Source organism: Dyadobacter sp. HNCC25DJ184, from assembly GCF_056895215.1.
On record NZ_JBXHAQ010000015.1, the window covers coordinates 115,698 to 132,605 of the forward strand.

Annotated in this window: 12 protein-coding genes; 4 read left to right on the top strand and 8 right to left on the bottom strand. The window is 43.3% G+C overall.

The genetic code is table 11. The features are described from left to right. The first annotated feature begins 166 nt into the window (after positions 1–166). Entirely contained in the window at positions 167–3,070 is a 2,904-nt protein-coding gene (locus AC1XUD_RS20925) for a TonB-dependent receptor (RefSeq protein WP_483362968.1), read from the top strand. 57 nt (positions 3,071–3,127) lie between these two features. Here the strand turns inward: AC1XUD_RS20925 and AC1XUD_RS20930 are convergent, their stop codons facing one another. The 8 genes from AC1XUD_RS20930 to AC1XUD_RS20965 form a co-directional block, all read right to left on the bottom strand. Further along, complete coding sequence (locus AC1XUD_RS20930; RefSeq protein WP_483362969.1) at positions 3,128–4,804, bottom strand: ArnT family glycosyltransferase; 1,677 nt, start codon at positions 4,802–4,804, stop codon at positions 3,128–3,130. Between the two features lie 384 nt (positions 4,805–5,188). Then, positions 5,189–6,115, bottom strand: coding sequence for a hydroxymethylbilane synthase (gene hemC, locus AC1XUD_RS20935; protein ID WP_483362970.1), 927 nt, complete (start codon positions 6,113–6,115; stop codon positions 5,189–5,191). 62 nt (positions 6,116–6,177) lie between these two features. Continuing rightward, entirely contained in the window at positions 6,178–7,080 is a 903-nt protein-coding gene (rimK, locus tag AC1XUD_RS20940) for a 30S ribosomal protein S6--L-glutamate ligase (RefSeq protein ID WP_483362971.1), read from the bottom strand. A 1-nt stretch (position 7,081) separates the two neighbouring features. Then, entirely contained in the window at positions 7,082–7,588 is a 507-nt protein-coding gene (locus AC1XUD_RS20945) for an ATP-dependent zinc protease family protein (RefSeq protein ID WP_483362972.1), read from the bottom strand. 146 nt (positions 7,589–7,734) lie between these two features. Beyond that, the gene (locus tag AC1XUD_RS20950) at positions 7,735–8,853 is read right to left on the bottom strand and encodes a DNA polymerase III subunit (RefSeq protein ID WP_483362973.1); all 1,119 of its coding nucleotides are present in this window, start codon (positions 8,851–8,853) and stop codon (positions 7,735–7,737) included. A gap of 14 nt (positions 8,854–8,867) precedes the next feature. Beyond that, on the bottom strand, positions 8,868–10,070 hold the full coding sequence (locus AC1XUD_RS20955) for a putative sugar nucleotidyl transferase (RefSeq protein ID WP_483362974.1): 1,203 nt from the start codon (positions 10,068–10,070) through the stop codon (positions 8,868–8,870). A gap of 115 nt (positions 10,071–10,185) precedes the next feature. Beyond that, positions 10,186–10,431 carry a type B 50S ribosomal protein L31 gene (locus AC1XUD_RS20960; protein WP_483362975.1) on the bottom strand — a complete coding sequence of 82 codons (246 nt, stop codon included), beginning with the start codon at positions 10,429–10,431 and terminating at the stop codon, positions 10,186–10,188. A gap of 325 nt (positions 10,432–10,756) precedes the next feature. Further along, a complete protein-coding gene (locus AC1XUD_RS20965; RefSeq protein WP_483362976.1) occupies positions 10,757–11,665 on the bottom strand; it encodes a sugar phosphate isomerase/epimerase family protein in 909 nt (302 codons plus the stop codon). 553 nt (positions 11,666–12,218) lie between these two features. On the opposite strand from AC1XUD_RS20965, the gene AC1XUD_RS20970 reads away from it, so the two are divergent. The 3 genes from AC1XUD_RS20970 to AC1XUD_RS20980 all read left to right on the top strand — a co-directional run bounded on the left by AC1XUD_RS20970 (position 12,219) and on the right by AC1XUD_RS20980 (position 16,904). After that, positions 12,219–14,663 (top strand): ribonucleoside-diphosphate reductase subunit alpha, encoded by a 2,445-nt coding sequence (locus AC1XUD_RS20970; protein ID WP_483362977.1) that lies wholly within the window; start codon positions 12,219–12,221, stop codon positions 14,661–14,663. A 323-nt stretch (positions 14,664–14,986) separates the two neighbouring features. Continuing rightward, a complete protein-coding gene (locus AC1XUD_RS20975; protein WP_483362978.1) occupies positions 14,987–15,586 on the top strand; it encodes an RNA polymerase sigma factor in 600 nt (199 codons plus the stop codon). A gap of 70 nt (positions 15,587–15,656) precedes the next feature. Beyond that, a complete protein-coding gene (locus tag AC1XUD_RS20980; RefSeq protein ID WP_483362979.1) occupies positions 15,657–16,904 on the top strand; it encodes a FecR family protein in 1,248 nt (415 codons plus the stop codon). Positions 16,905–16,908 lie beyond the last annotated feature (4 nt).

Sequence of the window (16,908 nt, forward strand, 5' to 3'; positions counted from 1 at the left end):
AAAAGCAACGTCTTTGAAAGGTAAACGACTCTATGCAGAACGCCAACTCGTCGTAAAAAACGGGGTTCTTATCGGTGTAAAGCTCCTCTTGGTCTATTGTATAAAAATATGACGATAATAAGACTTTACTTTGAAATTGTATTTAATATTCTAATACTCCCTTTCCATGAACATGCAAAAATTATTTACCCTGTTTATTGTTTCTCTTCTTTCAACGAGCGCCTTTGCGCAGTTTGGCCCCGGTGGTGGTGGTGGTGGAGGTAGAGGTGGCGGCGGCCGTGGCGATTTTGGCGCACCTCGTGAAAGGCAGGCAGCTATACCCGGTACAGCAGAAGCAAACACTCCTAAAGGTAATGGCAAGATTAAAGGTGTTGTGGTGGATTCCACCAGCAAAAAACCTGTTGAATTTGCAGCATTATCGCTAATTGATACCAAAACCAACCAACCGATCGACGGTACAACTACTGACGAAAAGGGTCAGTTTAGTATGACGAAAGTTGCCAATGGTGATTTCAAAATACTCATTTCTTTTATCGGCTATAAAAACAAAACAATTGCCAACATCAAAATTGACCGTAAAACGGATATTGATCTGGGCAATGTGATACTTACTCCTGACGTGGTGCAGCTGAATGAAGTGGAAGTTGTAGGTATGGCTCAGCTTGTGGAAGAGAAAGTTGACAGACTGGTATACAACGCCGAAAAAGATATCACCAGCAAAGGAGGTGATGCATCGGACGTAATGAAAAAAGTGCCGATGCTAACGGTGGATCTGGATGGAAACGTTTCTTTAAGAGGGAGTTCAAATGTACGTGTGTTGATCAATAACAAACCGTCGACCATTATCGCAACCAGTGTTGCAGACGCATTGAAGCAGATTCCTGCGGATATGATTAAATCAGTCGAGGTTATTACTTCGCCTTCGGCGCGATATGATGCGGAAGGTTCAGCTGGTATTATTAACATTATCACTAAGAAGAGCACGCTCCAGGGTGGGACGATTGATCTGAACTCTTCCGTTGGTAACCGTGGCTCCAACCTGGGGCTGAGAGGTAATTATCGAACAGGTAAGATGGGTTTCAGTTTAGGGGGGTTTGGCCGTTTCAACTACAATCAGCCGGGAAGATCTGAAAATTTGCAAACCGGAAAACAAGAAGACTTTTCAATTGCACAATATAGCAAGACAAAAAACAAAGGTGCCTTCGGATCCTACAATCTTGGATGGGACTATGATTTGAACCCAAGCTCTTCGCTATCAGCGAACATAAGATATGGCCTTCGCAATATGAAGAACATTCAGGAGTTGACCACGCTAAACAGTCAAGGTACCACCACCACTGGTAGCTATCGTGATGTTGATGTGAAGGACTTGTCAGGAACTTGGGATATGAACGTTGATTACCTCAAAACTCTGGGTAAAACTGGTCAGGAGTTGAGTGTTTCCGGTCAATATAGCCGTAATAACCGTACCAACGATTTTGATGCAGATATCTTCGCACTGAGTAATCAGCAGATCGGCGAGAAATTGGGAGAACAGGGGAATGCCAATAAAAGTTACAACCAGGAAAGTACCATACAGATAGACTACCAAACTCCACTTGGAAAAACGCAGATGCTGGAAGTTGGGGGTAAGGGAATCTTCCGCCAGGTGGTGAGTAATTATGACTATTACAACACGGTCAGTACGCCACAGCCAAGTAGTAATCTGAATTACGACCAAAACGTGGCAGCAGGGTATCTATCTTACTCCCTTACTACAAAGAGTCGTTTTTCATTGAAAGCGGGGGCCAGATATGAGTACACCTCAATTGATGCGACACAAGGCGAAGCCGGGAACTTGAAGCTACCATCTTACTCCAACCTGGTACCGAGTGTCAATATTTCGCAAACGTTTGGTAAAGCGCAAACGATCAAGCTTGCATATAACCGTCGTTTGCAACGCCCTGGTATTCAGTTCCTTAATCCAAACATCAATGCTTCTAACCCGACGAATATCACGGTTGGTAATCCGGAATTGAATCCGGAATTGACAGATCAGGTTGAAATGAGTACCAGTTTCTTCAAAAACTCCCTGTATATCAACGTGTCGACCTTTGCACGGTTTACAAACAACTCGATTGAGTCCATCAAAACGACCAGTTCGGAGGGAGTTATTACCACTACATATGGCAACATTGGTTCAAAAAAGAACTATGGAGCTAACCTTTTTGGAAATATGACCTTCTTTAAAAGATGGCAAGTAGGTGGAGGCTTTGATATGTACTATGCTGATTTGTCAAACAATAGCCCTAACCCTGCTTTAACTTCTCGCAATACTGGTTTTGTATTGAGTGGTCGTTTCCGTACAAGTTTGACGATCAAAAATGGTTGGGGACTTCAGGCTGGTGGTTTTATGCGTGGCAAGGATGTTCAATTGCAAGGATCACAAGCCGGTTTCCGTATGTATGACTTCGGTGTTAAGAAGGATTTTGCCAACAAACGCGGTAGCATTGGAATTGGAATGGAAAATTTCTTCTCTGCTACGTTCGACCAAAAGAATTCTTTTGAAACAAGTACGTTCACTCAGAACAGCGTAAATCACCTGTACAACAGAGGTTTCCGGGTCAATTTCTCGTATCGTTTAGGCAAGATGAATTTTGTTGAGCAAAAAACGCGCAGGAAGAAATCCATCTCCAATGACGACCAGAAAGGTGACAGCGGTGGCGGAGATATGGGCGGTGGTGTTCAAACTGGTGGCGGAGCAACAGGGGCTGGAGCAGGTCCTGCCGCTGGTGGCCAAGGTGCAGGTCAAAGAGGTGGTCAGCGTCCGCAAGTACAGGGTATGCCTGTAAAAACCGACTCAACTGGTGCTCCTGCAAAACAACCTGGTCAGTTCAAGCCTGACTCTACTTCAAGACCTGATTCCTTGAAAAGAGGGAATATGGTAAAGCCGGATTCTACGATGATGAAACCTGATTCGACTATTAAGCCAGATTCAATCGCTAAACCAGACACTACTGCAAAGCCTGATACGATCGCAAAACCAGCCGTGCCGACGGTGCCGGCTGATACAACGAAAAAAGAAAACTAAATACTGGATTTTGTTAGTTTCGAAAGACCTCTCTATTTAGGGAGGTTTTTTTTATGCTCAATTAATCTTGCTAAGCCTCTTTACTTCCAAGTCGCCAATCCGCATTAGATAACGAGCCTGCAGTTTTTCCTTTCGTCGCGCATGGTCCAGAAAGCCCAACTTAAGTTTGGTGATATGGAAATTCTGTACAGTATCTACCACATGTGCGTCAATTCCAGTTTCTAACAAACTGTCGCCAATTGCTGCCGTTGTATACAAGTAACAAGGCGCATTGTTTAAAAAATGTGTAAGCTGGTCATTGGTATTGATTCTGCTCACATATCCCGGCGAATAGAACTCAAAAGAATAGGAAAGCGACCGATAGGTTCCCACAGGTATGTTGTTGTCGGGGATGATTCTGGCTGCCTCCCTACCTGATTGATATTGCAGTAAAAAAGGATAAAAAAAGAAGAAAAGAAAGGTATAAATCATTGTCGCCATCGCATATCCCTTAAACAAAATTCGTGAAAGCGGGTATTTCAATCTGGATAAAGCTGCAGTTAGAATAATGCCCAGCGTGATAACGGCAGCAATGATGCCGTTGCCAACCTGAGTGAGGTACAACAAGCCTAGAATGGCCACACCAAGTAGAACCATCACGATATTCTGAACCACGACCAGCCAACCCAGTTTCGACTCTGAGGATTTGGTATATAAGAAATAGCCAGTTATGATGGCGAAGTAGGGAAATAAGATAACGATATAGTGGGGTAGCTGAAACCTTGAAAGAGAAAACATCAAAAAGGTGATGGCCGAGCTTCCATAAATAACCACTCTGGGAGAAATGTTTTTCGTTTTTTTGCGGAAAAGAAAAACTAAAGCTGCGATCAGACTAACTGACCAGGGAAGGAATGCCCATAGAGTGGTGTGAAGAAAAAACGTAACATCTCCAGACCCTTTAATTGGCCCCGAGTTAAAAAATCGCCCGAATTGACTATCCCAGAAAAAGAATCTTAGCCCGGATACACCTGTTTTGCCAAACACTATTTTCTCAGGATGCATATCAAACTGAACGTACAGGCAGTAAAGCTCAGGAAGTGTAGCGACCAACGTCAGTGCAAACACGAGGATCCAGCGTAAATTAACGAACTGCTTCCACTGTCGGGCTAATGCCCAGAATATCACCCAGCCACCCCAGATCGTGATCAAAGCGAATATTCCTTTGGTCATTACCGCACAGGCCGCGAAAACGGCAGCGGCGACGATATGTTTCCAGGATTTTCCCTCATATAGACATAGCATATGCCAGATCGCAGCCACAATACAGGTTGTCAAAAACGGTTCGGCCCGAACATCAAAATTGGCGAGAGTGCTGTGCAGTGCAACTGTATAAAGGAGTAGCGAAATTTTTGCAACGGAAGGATTAAAGAGATATCGGGCTGTTATATAAGTGTAATAAAGGCCTCCTAACCAGAAAAGGAATGCAGGTAGCTTATATGCAAATCCATTGATTCCAAATAGCTTATAACTGATCGCTGCCATCCAGAAAGGGAAATGGGGCTTATCGAGCCAATCCTCTCCATTTCCGTAAAGATTTATCCAATCGTTATGTTGTACGATATGCTTGGCAATGGTGGCATACAAAGCGCCGTCTGGTTCCATTACATCCAGCCAAAGACCGGGAAGATTGAGTAGAATTCCTATTGCCAACAGATAAGGGAAGTACCGTTGCAAAGCTTGTTCGGCATGGGTCATGATGCGCAGTCCGTTTAATTTTGTTCATTTTAATAATTTCGAATGAAGAAAACTGGCTGTCAGGGGAATGGTCACACAATCATAATATGGACCTGGCGAAGTATCGAAAACTGATAGGGGAGGGAATACGCTTGTCGAGTGGAAAATTGAACCCAGCCAAGCGTGGCTGAACGTTGCTGCAAAGTTAACTCTATTTACGCGGTTATATTTTATAAAATCAAAAGAAAAACCGTTTAAAACGCACTGATTTAGAGGTTTTAAACGGGCTTGTGTTATTAATTGAAATATTAGAAGAATTACTTATAACGATCAATGGTTACCAAATACTTGTGTGTCCATCTTTTGCCTCCCTTCGCTTTGACCTACTACTCTGAAATCAGAAACTCACGCTTGCGAACTCCTGATTTCTCTCAAAATCCTTTCGGCGCCGGCTTCCAATAATTTTTCTGCTAAAATTTGTCCCAATTGAACAGCTTGCTGTGGCAGTCCGGATTGTGATCGGCGTATCATTTCTGAGCCATCGAGACTTACGATACCTCCTTCGATATTAAGTAGACCGTCGGCTAGCCTCGCCAAACCAAATACCGGAATACTGCACCCGCCATGCATATGATTCAGAAAAGCGCGTTCAGCTAAAAGGCAGGTTTCTGTTGGCTCATCGTTCAAAAGACGTCTGATCGCTGACTTCTTTTCGTTACTTAATGCTGTAGCACATTCAATGGCTACTGTTCCCTGACCGACAGCTGGTGTAAATTCGTCCAATTGTAAGTGCTCGGCAATCTTGTCGTCATATTCCATACGGTGGACACCCGCGAATGCCAGCAAAAGTGCGTCACACTGGCCTTCTTCCAGTTTTCGCAAACGGGTTTGAAGGTTACCGCGCATATCGACCGTTTTGATATGTGGGTAAAAATATTTTAGTAAAGCCACGCGGCGCGTGGACGATGTACCCACCACAAAAGCTTCTCCACTTTTCAGCGAAAGATCTGTATTATGACTCACGAGAACGTCATTGGCTTCTTCTCTTTCCGTAAAAGCAATGATCTCAAAGTCGATGTCCAGATCCGACTGAAGATCTTTGGCACTGTGCACCGCTATATCAATTTCACCGCTTCGAAGTTGATCTTCCAGCTCTTCGGTGAATACTCCTTTGCTTCCAATTTTAGATAATGAACGGTCGAGAATCTTGTCTCCTTTCGTTTCGATCAGGACAATCTCTGTTTCCAGTCCACCTTGCAGAAGAAGGTCTTCAACATAATATGCTTGCCAAAGAGCAAGTTTGCTGCCTCTGGTTCCTATTTTTATTTTCATACAAATTCAATTTTGAATGAGCAGCCATTCACTCATTCACTCATTCAACAATTCACTTAATACTAAACCCCAACCGTATCCCCCTCGTCCGTCTTAATCTTGTCTTCTATATATGCAACGATAAGCGACGCGATATCTACCCCGCTTACTTCTTCGATGCCTTTCAAGCCCGGGGAAGAATTCACCTCCATCACCAAGGGACCTCTTTCTGATTGCAGCAAATCTACGCCAGCTATTCTCACCCCCAGCGCGCGTGCTGCTGCAAGAGCAGTTTCTTCTTCTTCAGGCGAGAGCTGGATAGCCATGCCTTGTCCTCCACGGTGCAGATTGGACCTGAAATCGCCATCCAGTCCCTGCCTTTTCATCGCAGCTACCACCTTGTTGCCAATCACAAACGCGCGGATATCTGCACTTTTCGACTCTGCTATAAATTCCTGGATCAGGAAATTGGCTTTCAAGCCATAAAAAGCCTCAATGGTTGATTTTGCTGCCTTGATAGTTTCTGCCAAAACAACACCGACTCCTTGTGTTCCTTCCAGTAATTTGATGATAACCGGTGGCCCTCCCACAATATGGATCAGTTCCGTCACCTGCGAAGGGTTTTTGGCAAATACGGTTTTGGGTATGCCAACGCCCGATTTTGCAAGAACCTGCATGCTTCTCAGTTTGTCTCTGGATCTTAATATGGCCTGAGATTTGACAGAAGTAAAAATTTTCATCAACTCGAACTGACGCACGACAGCACACCCAAAGGATGTTACCGACGAGCCAATTCGTGGAATAACGGCATCTATGTCTTGGATCTGTTTTCCTTTATAGAGTATAGTTGGCTTGCCCCCTTCGATCATGACGAAACATTTGACATGGTCGATGACAACAGCCTGGTGGCCTCTCGTCTTGATTGCCTCTACCAACCGTTTTGTTGAGTATATGTCCGGGTTAGTAGATAATACGGCGATTTTCATTTTATTCAATTAATTTGAGAGAATGGGGAAGGTTATCAGAACGTCGACCGCCCGGAGATGTATCCGCAGATTTTGCCAGACGCTTATAAGAAAGGTCTTTTAGTGACACGTCCACAATAAAACGTCCGTTCAAAAGCTTACGGCCCAATAGTACCGGATAGCTCATTTTTGTTCTGTTGGCAAGTGAAAATTCTGTTCGGATTTTCCTGCCGAAAAGCCGTATAAAAGTTTTGATGACATATCGTTTTTCAGATTTGCCGGAAGAGTTTTTGATAAGTTTTTCTTTAAAATCTATAACTGAAAACGATTGTGCAGGAGCACCTTTTTTCGTATCAAGCGAAAAATGAAGTACTGGCCTTTCTCCATCCCTCACTACTTTCACTTTTGAACAATGAATGGACGAAGTCGCTGCACCGGAATCTATACGCACAGGTACGTTTGACCAACCCAGATCGGGGAAGTCGACATAATCTGTTGCGCCGATTATCTCTGGTTTAGACGGTTTCATTTATAAGGTTACTTCTATAAGGTTACTGCCAGGTATTTTCGTTTGGTAATATGTAAAATCTATTTTGCCACAAAGGCCCAAAGAAATTAAGAAAGAAAACAAAATGACACTCTTCGCGTCTTAAAGCCTTTGTCGCAAACACAACATTATCTGCTTCTAAAATAAGGTGCGATCGTTAGCGAAAGATCAAGAAAGACCATTTTCGCGCGAACATTTCTTTCTATATGAAAATACGCCGTGTTGACCTCCTCTATCATTTTTCCAAGCGCCTCAAAACTCACAGCACGTGAAAAATTTTTCACGAAAGTAAGCTCTTCCTCCGGAACACGCAAAAGTTCACCAGCGCCCTGGCCCCAAACCAGCATATCCCTGAAAAGCCTCAAAGCATAATCCAGAATCTCCTTTTGTTTTTCCTTTTTCATGCCGTCATATCCATCCGCCATTTTTACCAGATTAAGGTAGTCAGGTTTGTAGCATGAACGCATCCATTCTGCAAACCATTCGCCTTTTCCGTCCTCCTCTTCGTTAACGAGTTTTCGGGCCTCCGATAAATTTCCGTCGCAAAGGTAAGTGATCTGCGCCGACAGGGTGGGGCTCAAGTTCAGATTTCCGAGATATTCTTTTACATCCTCGTCAGAAAAAGCCGGAACCAAAATTCGCTGCGTTCTGGAAATAATCGTGGTGATCAATTTGTCCGACTGGTCGCTTACGAGAAGGAACAGCGTTTTCACGGGCGGCTCTTCCAATATTTTAAGCAAAGCATTGGACGAAGAAGCGTTCATGATATCCGGCTTCCAGATAATCAGAATCTTATATTCACCCTGAAACGACTTTACCGAAAGTTTTCGCAAAACACCACGGGCTTCTTCCACAGAGATGTTTCCCTGCTTGTTGTCGGCACCAATAAAATCAAGCCATTCGGGCAGGAGTCGGTATGGGCTTTCAGCAATAAAGCTCCGCCACAGTCCCAAAAACGCCTCGCTATTATTTCCGTCCACCTTTTTTGACGTGGCGACCGGAAATATGAAGTGCAGATCGGGATGTACCAGTTTACTCATTTGTGAACACGATACACAATGTCCGCAGGCGTCAGTTTCCGAGCGGTTTTCGCAATTAATATACGTAGCAAAAGCCAGGGCAAGCGCCAATCCTCCTCCTCCTACACTGCAATCAAAAAGCTGTGCATGCGCCAAATGACTATTCTGTACCGATCGGATGAGGGTAGACTTGATGGGGGCTAATCCTGGAATTTCTGTAAAAAGCACTGCTGATCAGTAGTTTATCGATATGAAGTCCTGTGATTCTTTGACCTTTCAAAAACTTCGTTTAGTATATTCATTTCTTCTTCGTCAAAGATACGATTTCTTCGGCGGAGCGTGTCTTCTGCAACGGCTGCTGCTGTCGGCAAACGATATTCTGTGAACCCATCCTGCTGCCCGCCCCAGCTGAAAGAAGGAATATATTTGGGTTGGAAACCTCCTCCGAAAACGTTGACATTCACGCCTACGACAGTTCCTGTATTAAACATAGTGGATATACCTGCCTTGGAATAATCGCCCATCATAAGACCGCAGTTTACGATGCCGGTATCTGTAAAATCGTTTACCGCAAAATTATACAGCTTAACGTTCGTATGGTCGTTTTTTAGATTGGAATTATTGGTATTCGCTCCAAGATTACACCATTCGCCCAGGACGGAATTGCCCAGATAACCATCGTGTCCTTTGTTACTATATCCAAAAATAACACTGTTACTAACCTCACCACCGACTTTGCAAAATGGTCCAACAGAAGTGTTAGGGCGTATTTTGGATCCCTGCGCCACAGTGCTTCCTTCTCCGATTGCAAACGGTCCCTGAATTGTCGCCCCTTCCTGAATCACCGCATTTTTGCCAATATATATAGGCCCATTCTCCGCATTTAGTATTGCAGCTTTGATATTGGCACCTTCTTCAATAAAGATATTGGTCGGGTTATATACATAGGTATAAGGATCTGTGAGTTTTTGCGAAGCACGGCCTTCGGTAATTTTAGTAAAATCCGACAGGAGCTGACTTCCGTTTTTACCAAAAATATCCCAGACATGTTGAATGATGGTGAAGTCGGAATGATAGGTAAAACTTTCGATCTCCACCGGTATTTTCCCAAAATCTGAAAAAACAGAATCTGATTTAAACGCGAGTGTATGTCCTTCTTTTGAAACAATACCCTGGCCGGTATTTAGTTTGGTAATTGCTTCAGTAACTCCGGGATCCGGACAAAGTGCACCGTTGATGTATAAATATTCATCTGCTTTTTCAAACGGAAACTTGCCACCTAAATATGCTTCTGTCGCATAAGAAGCGGGCTTACTAAGCCATAGTTCCCATTTTTCGGTAATGGTCAGAATGCCGCAACGAATCGCTGCGATGGGGCGGGTATATGTAAACGGTAATAGTTGAGTGCGGGTAGTGGGTTCGTCGAAAAGGATAATATTGCACATAGCTGTGTGAGTGGTCCGTAGTCAAAGTTCGGCGATTTTTCTGGATGCCCCAAACAATAAGGCAGTCCCTTCTGTAAGAGACTGCCTTATCGTAATATAACCCAAAAAAGGGATGTTATTGTTTTCCGTAGCGTTTTCTGAACTTGTCAACACGACCAGCAGTATCAACCAATACGTTTTTACCAGTATAAAATGGGTGAGACTGAGAAGAAACTTCCACTTTGTATACAGGGTATGTTTTTCCGTCCTCCCAAGTGATCGTTTCGTTAGTATCAATCGTTGAACGGGTAATAAACTTGTAATCGCTTGACAGATCCCAGAAAACTACTTCTCTGTAATTGGGATGAGTATCTTTTTTCATTGTTATATGGTATTTTGTGTTCTATACAATTCTTAAAAAGGATTGCAAAAGTAATTATTAAAATTCGATGGAGCAAATAATACTCAGCTATATTTTAATAAATTGAACCTCAGAGTCATTACGGGTTGGCAAACTGCGGTTTTGCTATCTTAGTCAGGTATTTGGCAATTAAGATTTAATCATTTTTTGTCAGGGATTGTCATTTGGCATCACTTGTTGTTCGAGTGTCATTCTTGACAGAAACAATAAATGATCACTCCTGACAATCCCTCACCACAAATGACCATGCTTACCAACCCCTGGCAAAACCCAGAAAATAGTTAATCTACGCTTCTTTCAGTTGCTTCCTAAGCACCTCAATACTGGTTTTAATCTCCTTGTCGAAGTCGGTATATTTAAAGCATTCTATTGATAGTCCACCCTTGTAACTTATCCTTTTGAGTGCCTTCAGGTATGGGCGGAAATCATCCCCCATCACACCCGGAGGAGTACGGCTTTGTTTTTCAGCAATATGACAGTGAACGATATACTTTCCATATTTAAGGATCTCGTCCGGCGACTCGTCTTCTTTTAACATATGGTATATATCGCAAAGCAGTTTCACCTTCGGACTATTGACGGCTTCGACTATTTCCACACCTTCCGCAAGGCTATTGATAAAATTGGTTTCCCCACGGTTCAAAGGCTCAATGGCAATCGTTACTCCATATTTTTCTGCCAGCGGTGCCATTTTCTTACATATATCTATATGTTGTGATTTGGCGACTTTGCGGTCAAAACCTTCCGGGATATTTCTTGCCCCACCGCTTCCGAACACAATATAAGACGAGCCACATTCTTTTGCTCGTTTCAGGGCCAGTTCAGTTCTTTTAAGAACACCGTCCGGATTGGCATTTGGTCCGACTGTTTTCAAATCTCCAGGCAGTAGAATCACATATGACCAGATCGGGAATTTTACGGATTCCAGCTCTTTTTGATTTTGTTCAAACTTGGGCTCCCCGCCTTCCGGCAACAGGAAATTGCCAACAGATTCCTCTATATAGGTATATCCCAGGCCTCGCAGATATGAAGCGTGCTCATATGCCGCGAAAACACCCAGCTGAATGGCTGCGTCGCCGAATATTTCAGTACCAAAACTATATCCTTGTACACTATATAAGGAAGCAAGAGATGCAGCCGCGCCGGCCTTCCTGATGAACGCCCTTCGTGATCTATTTTCTTTATCCGTTTGCATGCTAACAATGAGGTGAAATATGAATATTGGCTGAGTCAGGTAAGAGAAAGCCGATGTTTTGCCGGTCCTACTTGAAATTTATGTTTATATTTTGTTGTTATGATTGAGATAGGCGTTTTTCAAAAGTTTGCAAATATTTTTCCTTAACTATCTAGAAATCAATAATAAGTGATTTTTGGATAGTCAAAAAGTTTACAAATTTTATAGAAGTGTGAAAAAATATTTTTCTTGAAAAATTTTCAATTTTTTTTTCGGGCCTTCAGTTTGGTGTAAATCGCTTGTTATTAGTTTTTTAACAATTTGTTAATCTCGGGTGGCATGTTTTTTGCGGATATGGCTTATCAAACGGGATTGCTTTTGTTATTTTTTTCGTGTTATTTCATGTGTTGATTAAATGTTTTTTTAAAGTCACATGGAGTCCGCAGGAAATATTTTCGACTGAATCATGTTTCATTGCGCCTCATTTCAAAAGTTTATTAAAGAGTATCTTCGAGTGCCACCCTCATACTATTAACATCACTAACTTCTTTTAACTCTACTTAAAATTATGTCAATGTACGTCATTAAGCGTGACGGTCGCCGCGAATCGGTAAAATTCGACAAGGTGACTGCTCGTATTGAAAAACTCAGCTATGGCCTTGATACGAACTACGTTCAGGCAGTCGAGGTAGCTAAAAAGGTCGTTTCCGGTATATATGACGGAGTTACAACGGCCGAACTGGATAACCTTGCGGCTGAAACCTCCGCTTCAATGACCACCAAGCATCCGGATTATGCGATCCTGGCTGCCCGTATTGCGATATCCAATTTACATAAGAATACCTTAAAGTCGTTCTCCGCAACGATGAAAAGACTATATACTTATGTTGACGGCAAAACCGGCGAAAACGCATCGTTGATATCCAAGGAGGTATATGAAGTGATTCGCCAGAATGCTGCCCTTTTTGACTCTACTATTATATATGACCGCGACTATGGTTATGACTACTTCGGTTACAAAACCCTTGAAAAATCATACCTTTTAAAAGTTGACGGCAAAATTGTGGAACGTCCACAGCATATGTTGATGCGTGTTGCTGTCGGGATCCATCAGGAAGATATTGCTTCGGCGATCGAAACCTACCACTTGCTTTCTGAAAAATGGTTTACCCACGCAACACCGACGTTGTTCAACGCGGGTACCCCAAAACCACAAATGTCGTCTTGCTTCCTGTTGACTATGAAGGAAGACAGCATCGATGGTATATATGATACTTTGAAAAACTGCGCATTGATATCCCAGTCAGCTGGTGGTATTGGTTTGAGCATCCATGATGTTCGTGCGACGGGCTCTTATATTAAAGGTACCAATGGCGTTTCGAATGGTATTGTGCCGATGCTTCGCGTATTCAATGATACAGCGAGATATGTAGACCAGGGAGGTGGCAAGCGGAAAGGTTCTTTTGCGATTTATATTGAACCATGGCATGCTGATATCTTCGACTTCCTTGACTTGAAAAAGAACCATGGAAAAGAAGAGCAGCGTGCAAGAGACTTGTTCTACGCATTGTGGATTCCTGATTTGTTCATGAAACGCGTTGAGGCTAACGATACCTGGTCGCTTTTCGATCCGAACGAATGCCCTGGCCTGGCTGATTCGCATAGCGAGGAGTTCGAGAAATTGTATGAGCAATATGAGCTCGAAGGCAAGGCGCGTAAAACCATTAAGGCGCAGGATCTTTGGTTTGCCGTAATGGAGTCGCAGATTGAGACAGGTACACCATATATGTTGTACAAAGATCACGCGAACAGCAAGTCGAACCAGAAAAACCTGGGCACGATCAAGTCTTCGAACCTTTGTACTGAAATTATCGAGTATACTTCGCCGGATGAAGTAGCGGTTTGTAACCTTGCATCGATCGCGCTGCCTAAATTCATAGAAGAAAGTGCCGACGGATTCGCTCGTTTCGATCATGCAAAATTGTATGAGATTACGAAGGTGATTACCCGAAATCTGAACAAAATCATTGACCTCAATTTTTATCCGATACCTGAAGCAGAGCGCAGCAACAAACGCCATCGCCCAATCGGTATTGGTGTGCAAGGTTTGGCAGATGCTTTCTGTATGCTTCGCATGCCGTTTGACTCCGACGAGGCTCGTCAGCTGAACAAGGATATTTTTGAAACTATATATTACGGTTCCATGGAATCTTCGATGGAGCTGGCCAAAGAACACGGCCCATATGCATCGTGGGAAGGCAGCCCGATATCAAAAGGAGTATTCCAGTTTGATATGTGGGGTGTGAAACCTGAAAGTAACCGTTGGGACTGGGAGAAATTACGGAAGGAAGTAGTTCAAAATGGTGTTCGTAACTCATTGTTGCTTGCACCGATGCCAACTGCGTCTACCAGCCAGATTTTGGGTAACAACGAATGTTTCGAGCCGTTTACTTCTAATATATATGTGAGAAGAGTTCTCTCGGGAGAATTTGTGGTTGTTAACAAGTATCTGTTGAAGGATTTAGTGAAACTGGGATTGTGGAACGAGGAAATGAAAAACAACCTGGTTCGCGCCAGTGGTTCAGTTCAGCCGATACCGAATATTCCGCAGCATATCAAAGACCTGTATAAAACTGCTTGGGAAATTAAGCAAAGAAGCTTGCTGGATATGTCGGCCGACAGGGGTGCATATATCTGTCAGTCTCAATCGCTGAATATCTTTATGGAAGAAGCGAACTTTGGTAAGCTGACCTCTATGCACTTCTACGCATGGAAAAAAGGATTGAAAACAGGTATGTATTACCTGCGGACACGCGCTGCTTCCGATCCTGTACAGTTCACTGTCAGCAAGCAGGCAGAACCACAAATCGAAGCGGCAATTGCGGTTGTAGCAGAAAAGGAAATGGACTACGCGAAATACGCGGAAGAACATACGAAGCCTGTGGTTCCACGCGATAATCTTTCGGATATGCAATGCTCACTGGATAATCCGGATGCTTGCGAAGCTTGTGGATCGTAAGAGTTTCTGATTGAAATGATTTGATATAGGTCCTGGCTTTTGGTCAGGACCTTTTTTGTGGTTGAGAAAATGGGTTGGCAGCTAGTGCTATTGATGCTACCCAGTCCTCCCAAACAGTATACAACGGCTTACATATCCTTTCCCAATAACCTTTAAAGCTTATTTGTTTTCAAATTTTTGTCAGGTTGACATTTATTGAGAATATTTGCTGAACTTGCATTGAATTAATCGGAGAATAAATATAATATTGTCTTCTGGCAAAGAGGGCTCTGAGGTTTCTTAAAAGGATATAAAACAAAACATTATCGGGCAAACTTTTAGACATGACGGAATTGATGGACGAAAGGGAGATGTTGGATCGTTGTGCGGCAGGAGAGCGGCAGGCATATGCTTGTTTGTATAACCTGTATCTTGAAGAGCTTTACCGTTATGTTTATTTGTTCACAAAGTCACGGGAACTGAGCGAGGAGATTGTGCAGGATGTTTTTGTGAAAGTCTGGGAGAAGAAGGAGGGGCTTGCGATGGTGGGGATGTTCAAAGCATATGTTTTCAAAATGGCACGAAACCAGGTGATGGATCACTTTCGTCGCCAACAAGCGGAATTCCGGTTTCAAACTTTATCCGCACCTTTTACAGAGGCGAGCAGTGACCAGACGGATTCGGATCTGATATATGGTCAGTATTACCAGATTGCTCAGGAGGCGATCAACCGATTGCCCGAAAAACGCAAAGAAATTTTCGAGTTAAAAACTACAACCGAGCTCTCACTCGACGAGATCGCAACCAAATTAAATATCTCTAAATCGGTGGTTAAAAAGCAGTTGTATGCCGCCACCGACTTCGTAAAACGCTACCTGCGCCAACATGGGGAAGTGATAGCCGATATGGTTATTATTCTGTTTTGTTTCTTCAATATCTTATAAGTTCAAAAAAAAGTAAAAATAATTTTAATACGAGGGGTTCTTTTCCAAAGACAGTCCGTCTTCCCTTTGTATGAAAGAAGAACAGTATATCCTATTTCTAGAAAAATATGCGCATGGGCTTCACACACCTTATGAGCACGAACTATTTTTAGAATGGTTTCATGCTTTGCCGGAAGCTGAGGCGCAAAACGTCATGCGACAATTTGAGAAAATATCGTCAGCCAGCTCACCATTTGAACGGGTTGAACTGGACTCTCTGCGAAGCAAAATTGAGGCTAGTCTGGATATGGCCGATATTGAGCAGGAATTTCCAAAGGAACGAAGAATTAATTGGGGTTTTGCATTGAGGGTTGCAGCTGCGGCGGTGATAGTTTTAGTGGGTGCATATGGATTTTTCAGGACTGGAAGAACAGGAAAAGGCTCAGAGAATATTGTCAGCGAGGTTGTTGTAAAAGATATCGAACCCGGTGGAAACAAAGCGATATTGACTTTGGCAGATGGTTCAAGAATTAACCTGAACGACGCCGGGCAGGGAAAAATCGCAAGTCAGGCTGGAATCAGCATTGCCAAATTGACGGATGGCGAACTGGCATATACCAAAGCTACAGATGTAAATGGTGTTAAGACCAACGCAGATATGAATTTGGTGAGCACACCAAGAGCCGGTCAATATCGGATCAGCCTATCGGATGGTACCAAAGTATGGCTGAATTCGATGTCGTCTATCCGCTTTCCTGCGATGTTTGACGATAATTCACGGCATGTGCAGATTACGGGTGAAGCCTATTTTGAGGTAGCATCCAAATACAGTAATGGCAAAAAGGTGCCGTTTCTGGTGTCCTGCAACAACCAGTTGATCGAAGTAGTAGGAACCCACTTTAATGTAAACTCTTATCAGGACGAAGGCGCTGTGAAAACAACTTTGCTGGAAGGCAGCGTGAAGGTGAGTATCCTTGGTAATAAAACCGGACTTCCTGAATCGACTGTCAAACTTTCGCCCGGGGAGCAGTCAGTCGTCAAACAAAGTGGAAGCAAACTAGCCCCTATTGTGGTTGGAAAGGCGGATACGGAAATCGCGATTGCATGGAAGGAAGGCTATTTCAAGTTTGATAACACAGATATTCAGGAGGTGATGAAGCAGCTTTCACGCTGGTATGACCTTCAGATTGTATATGTTGGTACGATGCCGAAGGATCAGTTTACGGGATATGTTTCGAAGAACGTCTCGATTTCCAATATCCTGAATATCCTCGAAGAAGGTGGCGGTGTAAAGTTTGACGTAAAAGGAAAACGTGTCGAAGTAAGCTCTATTGATTAACAAT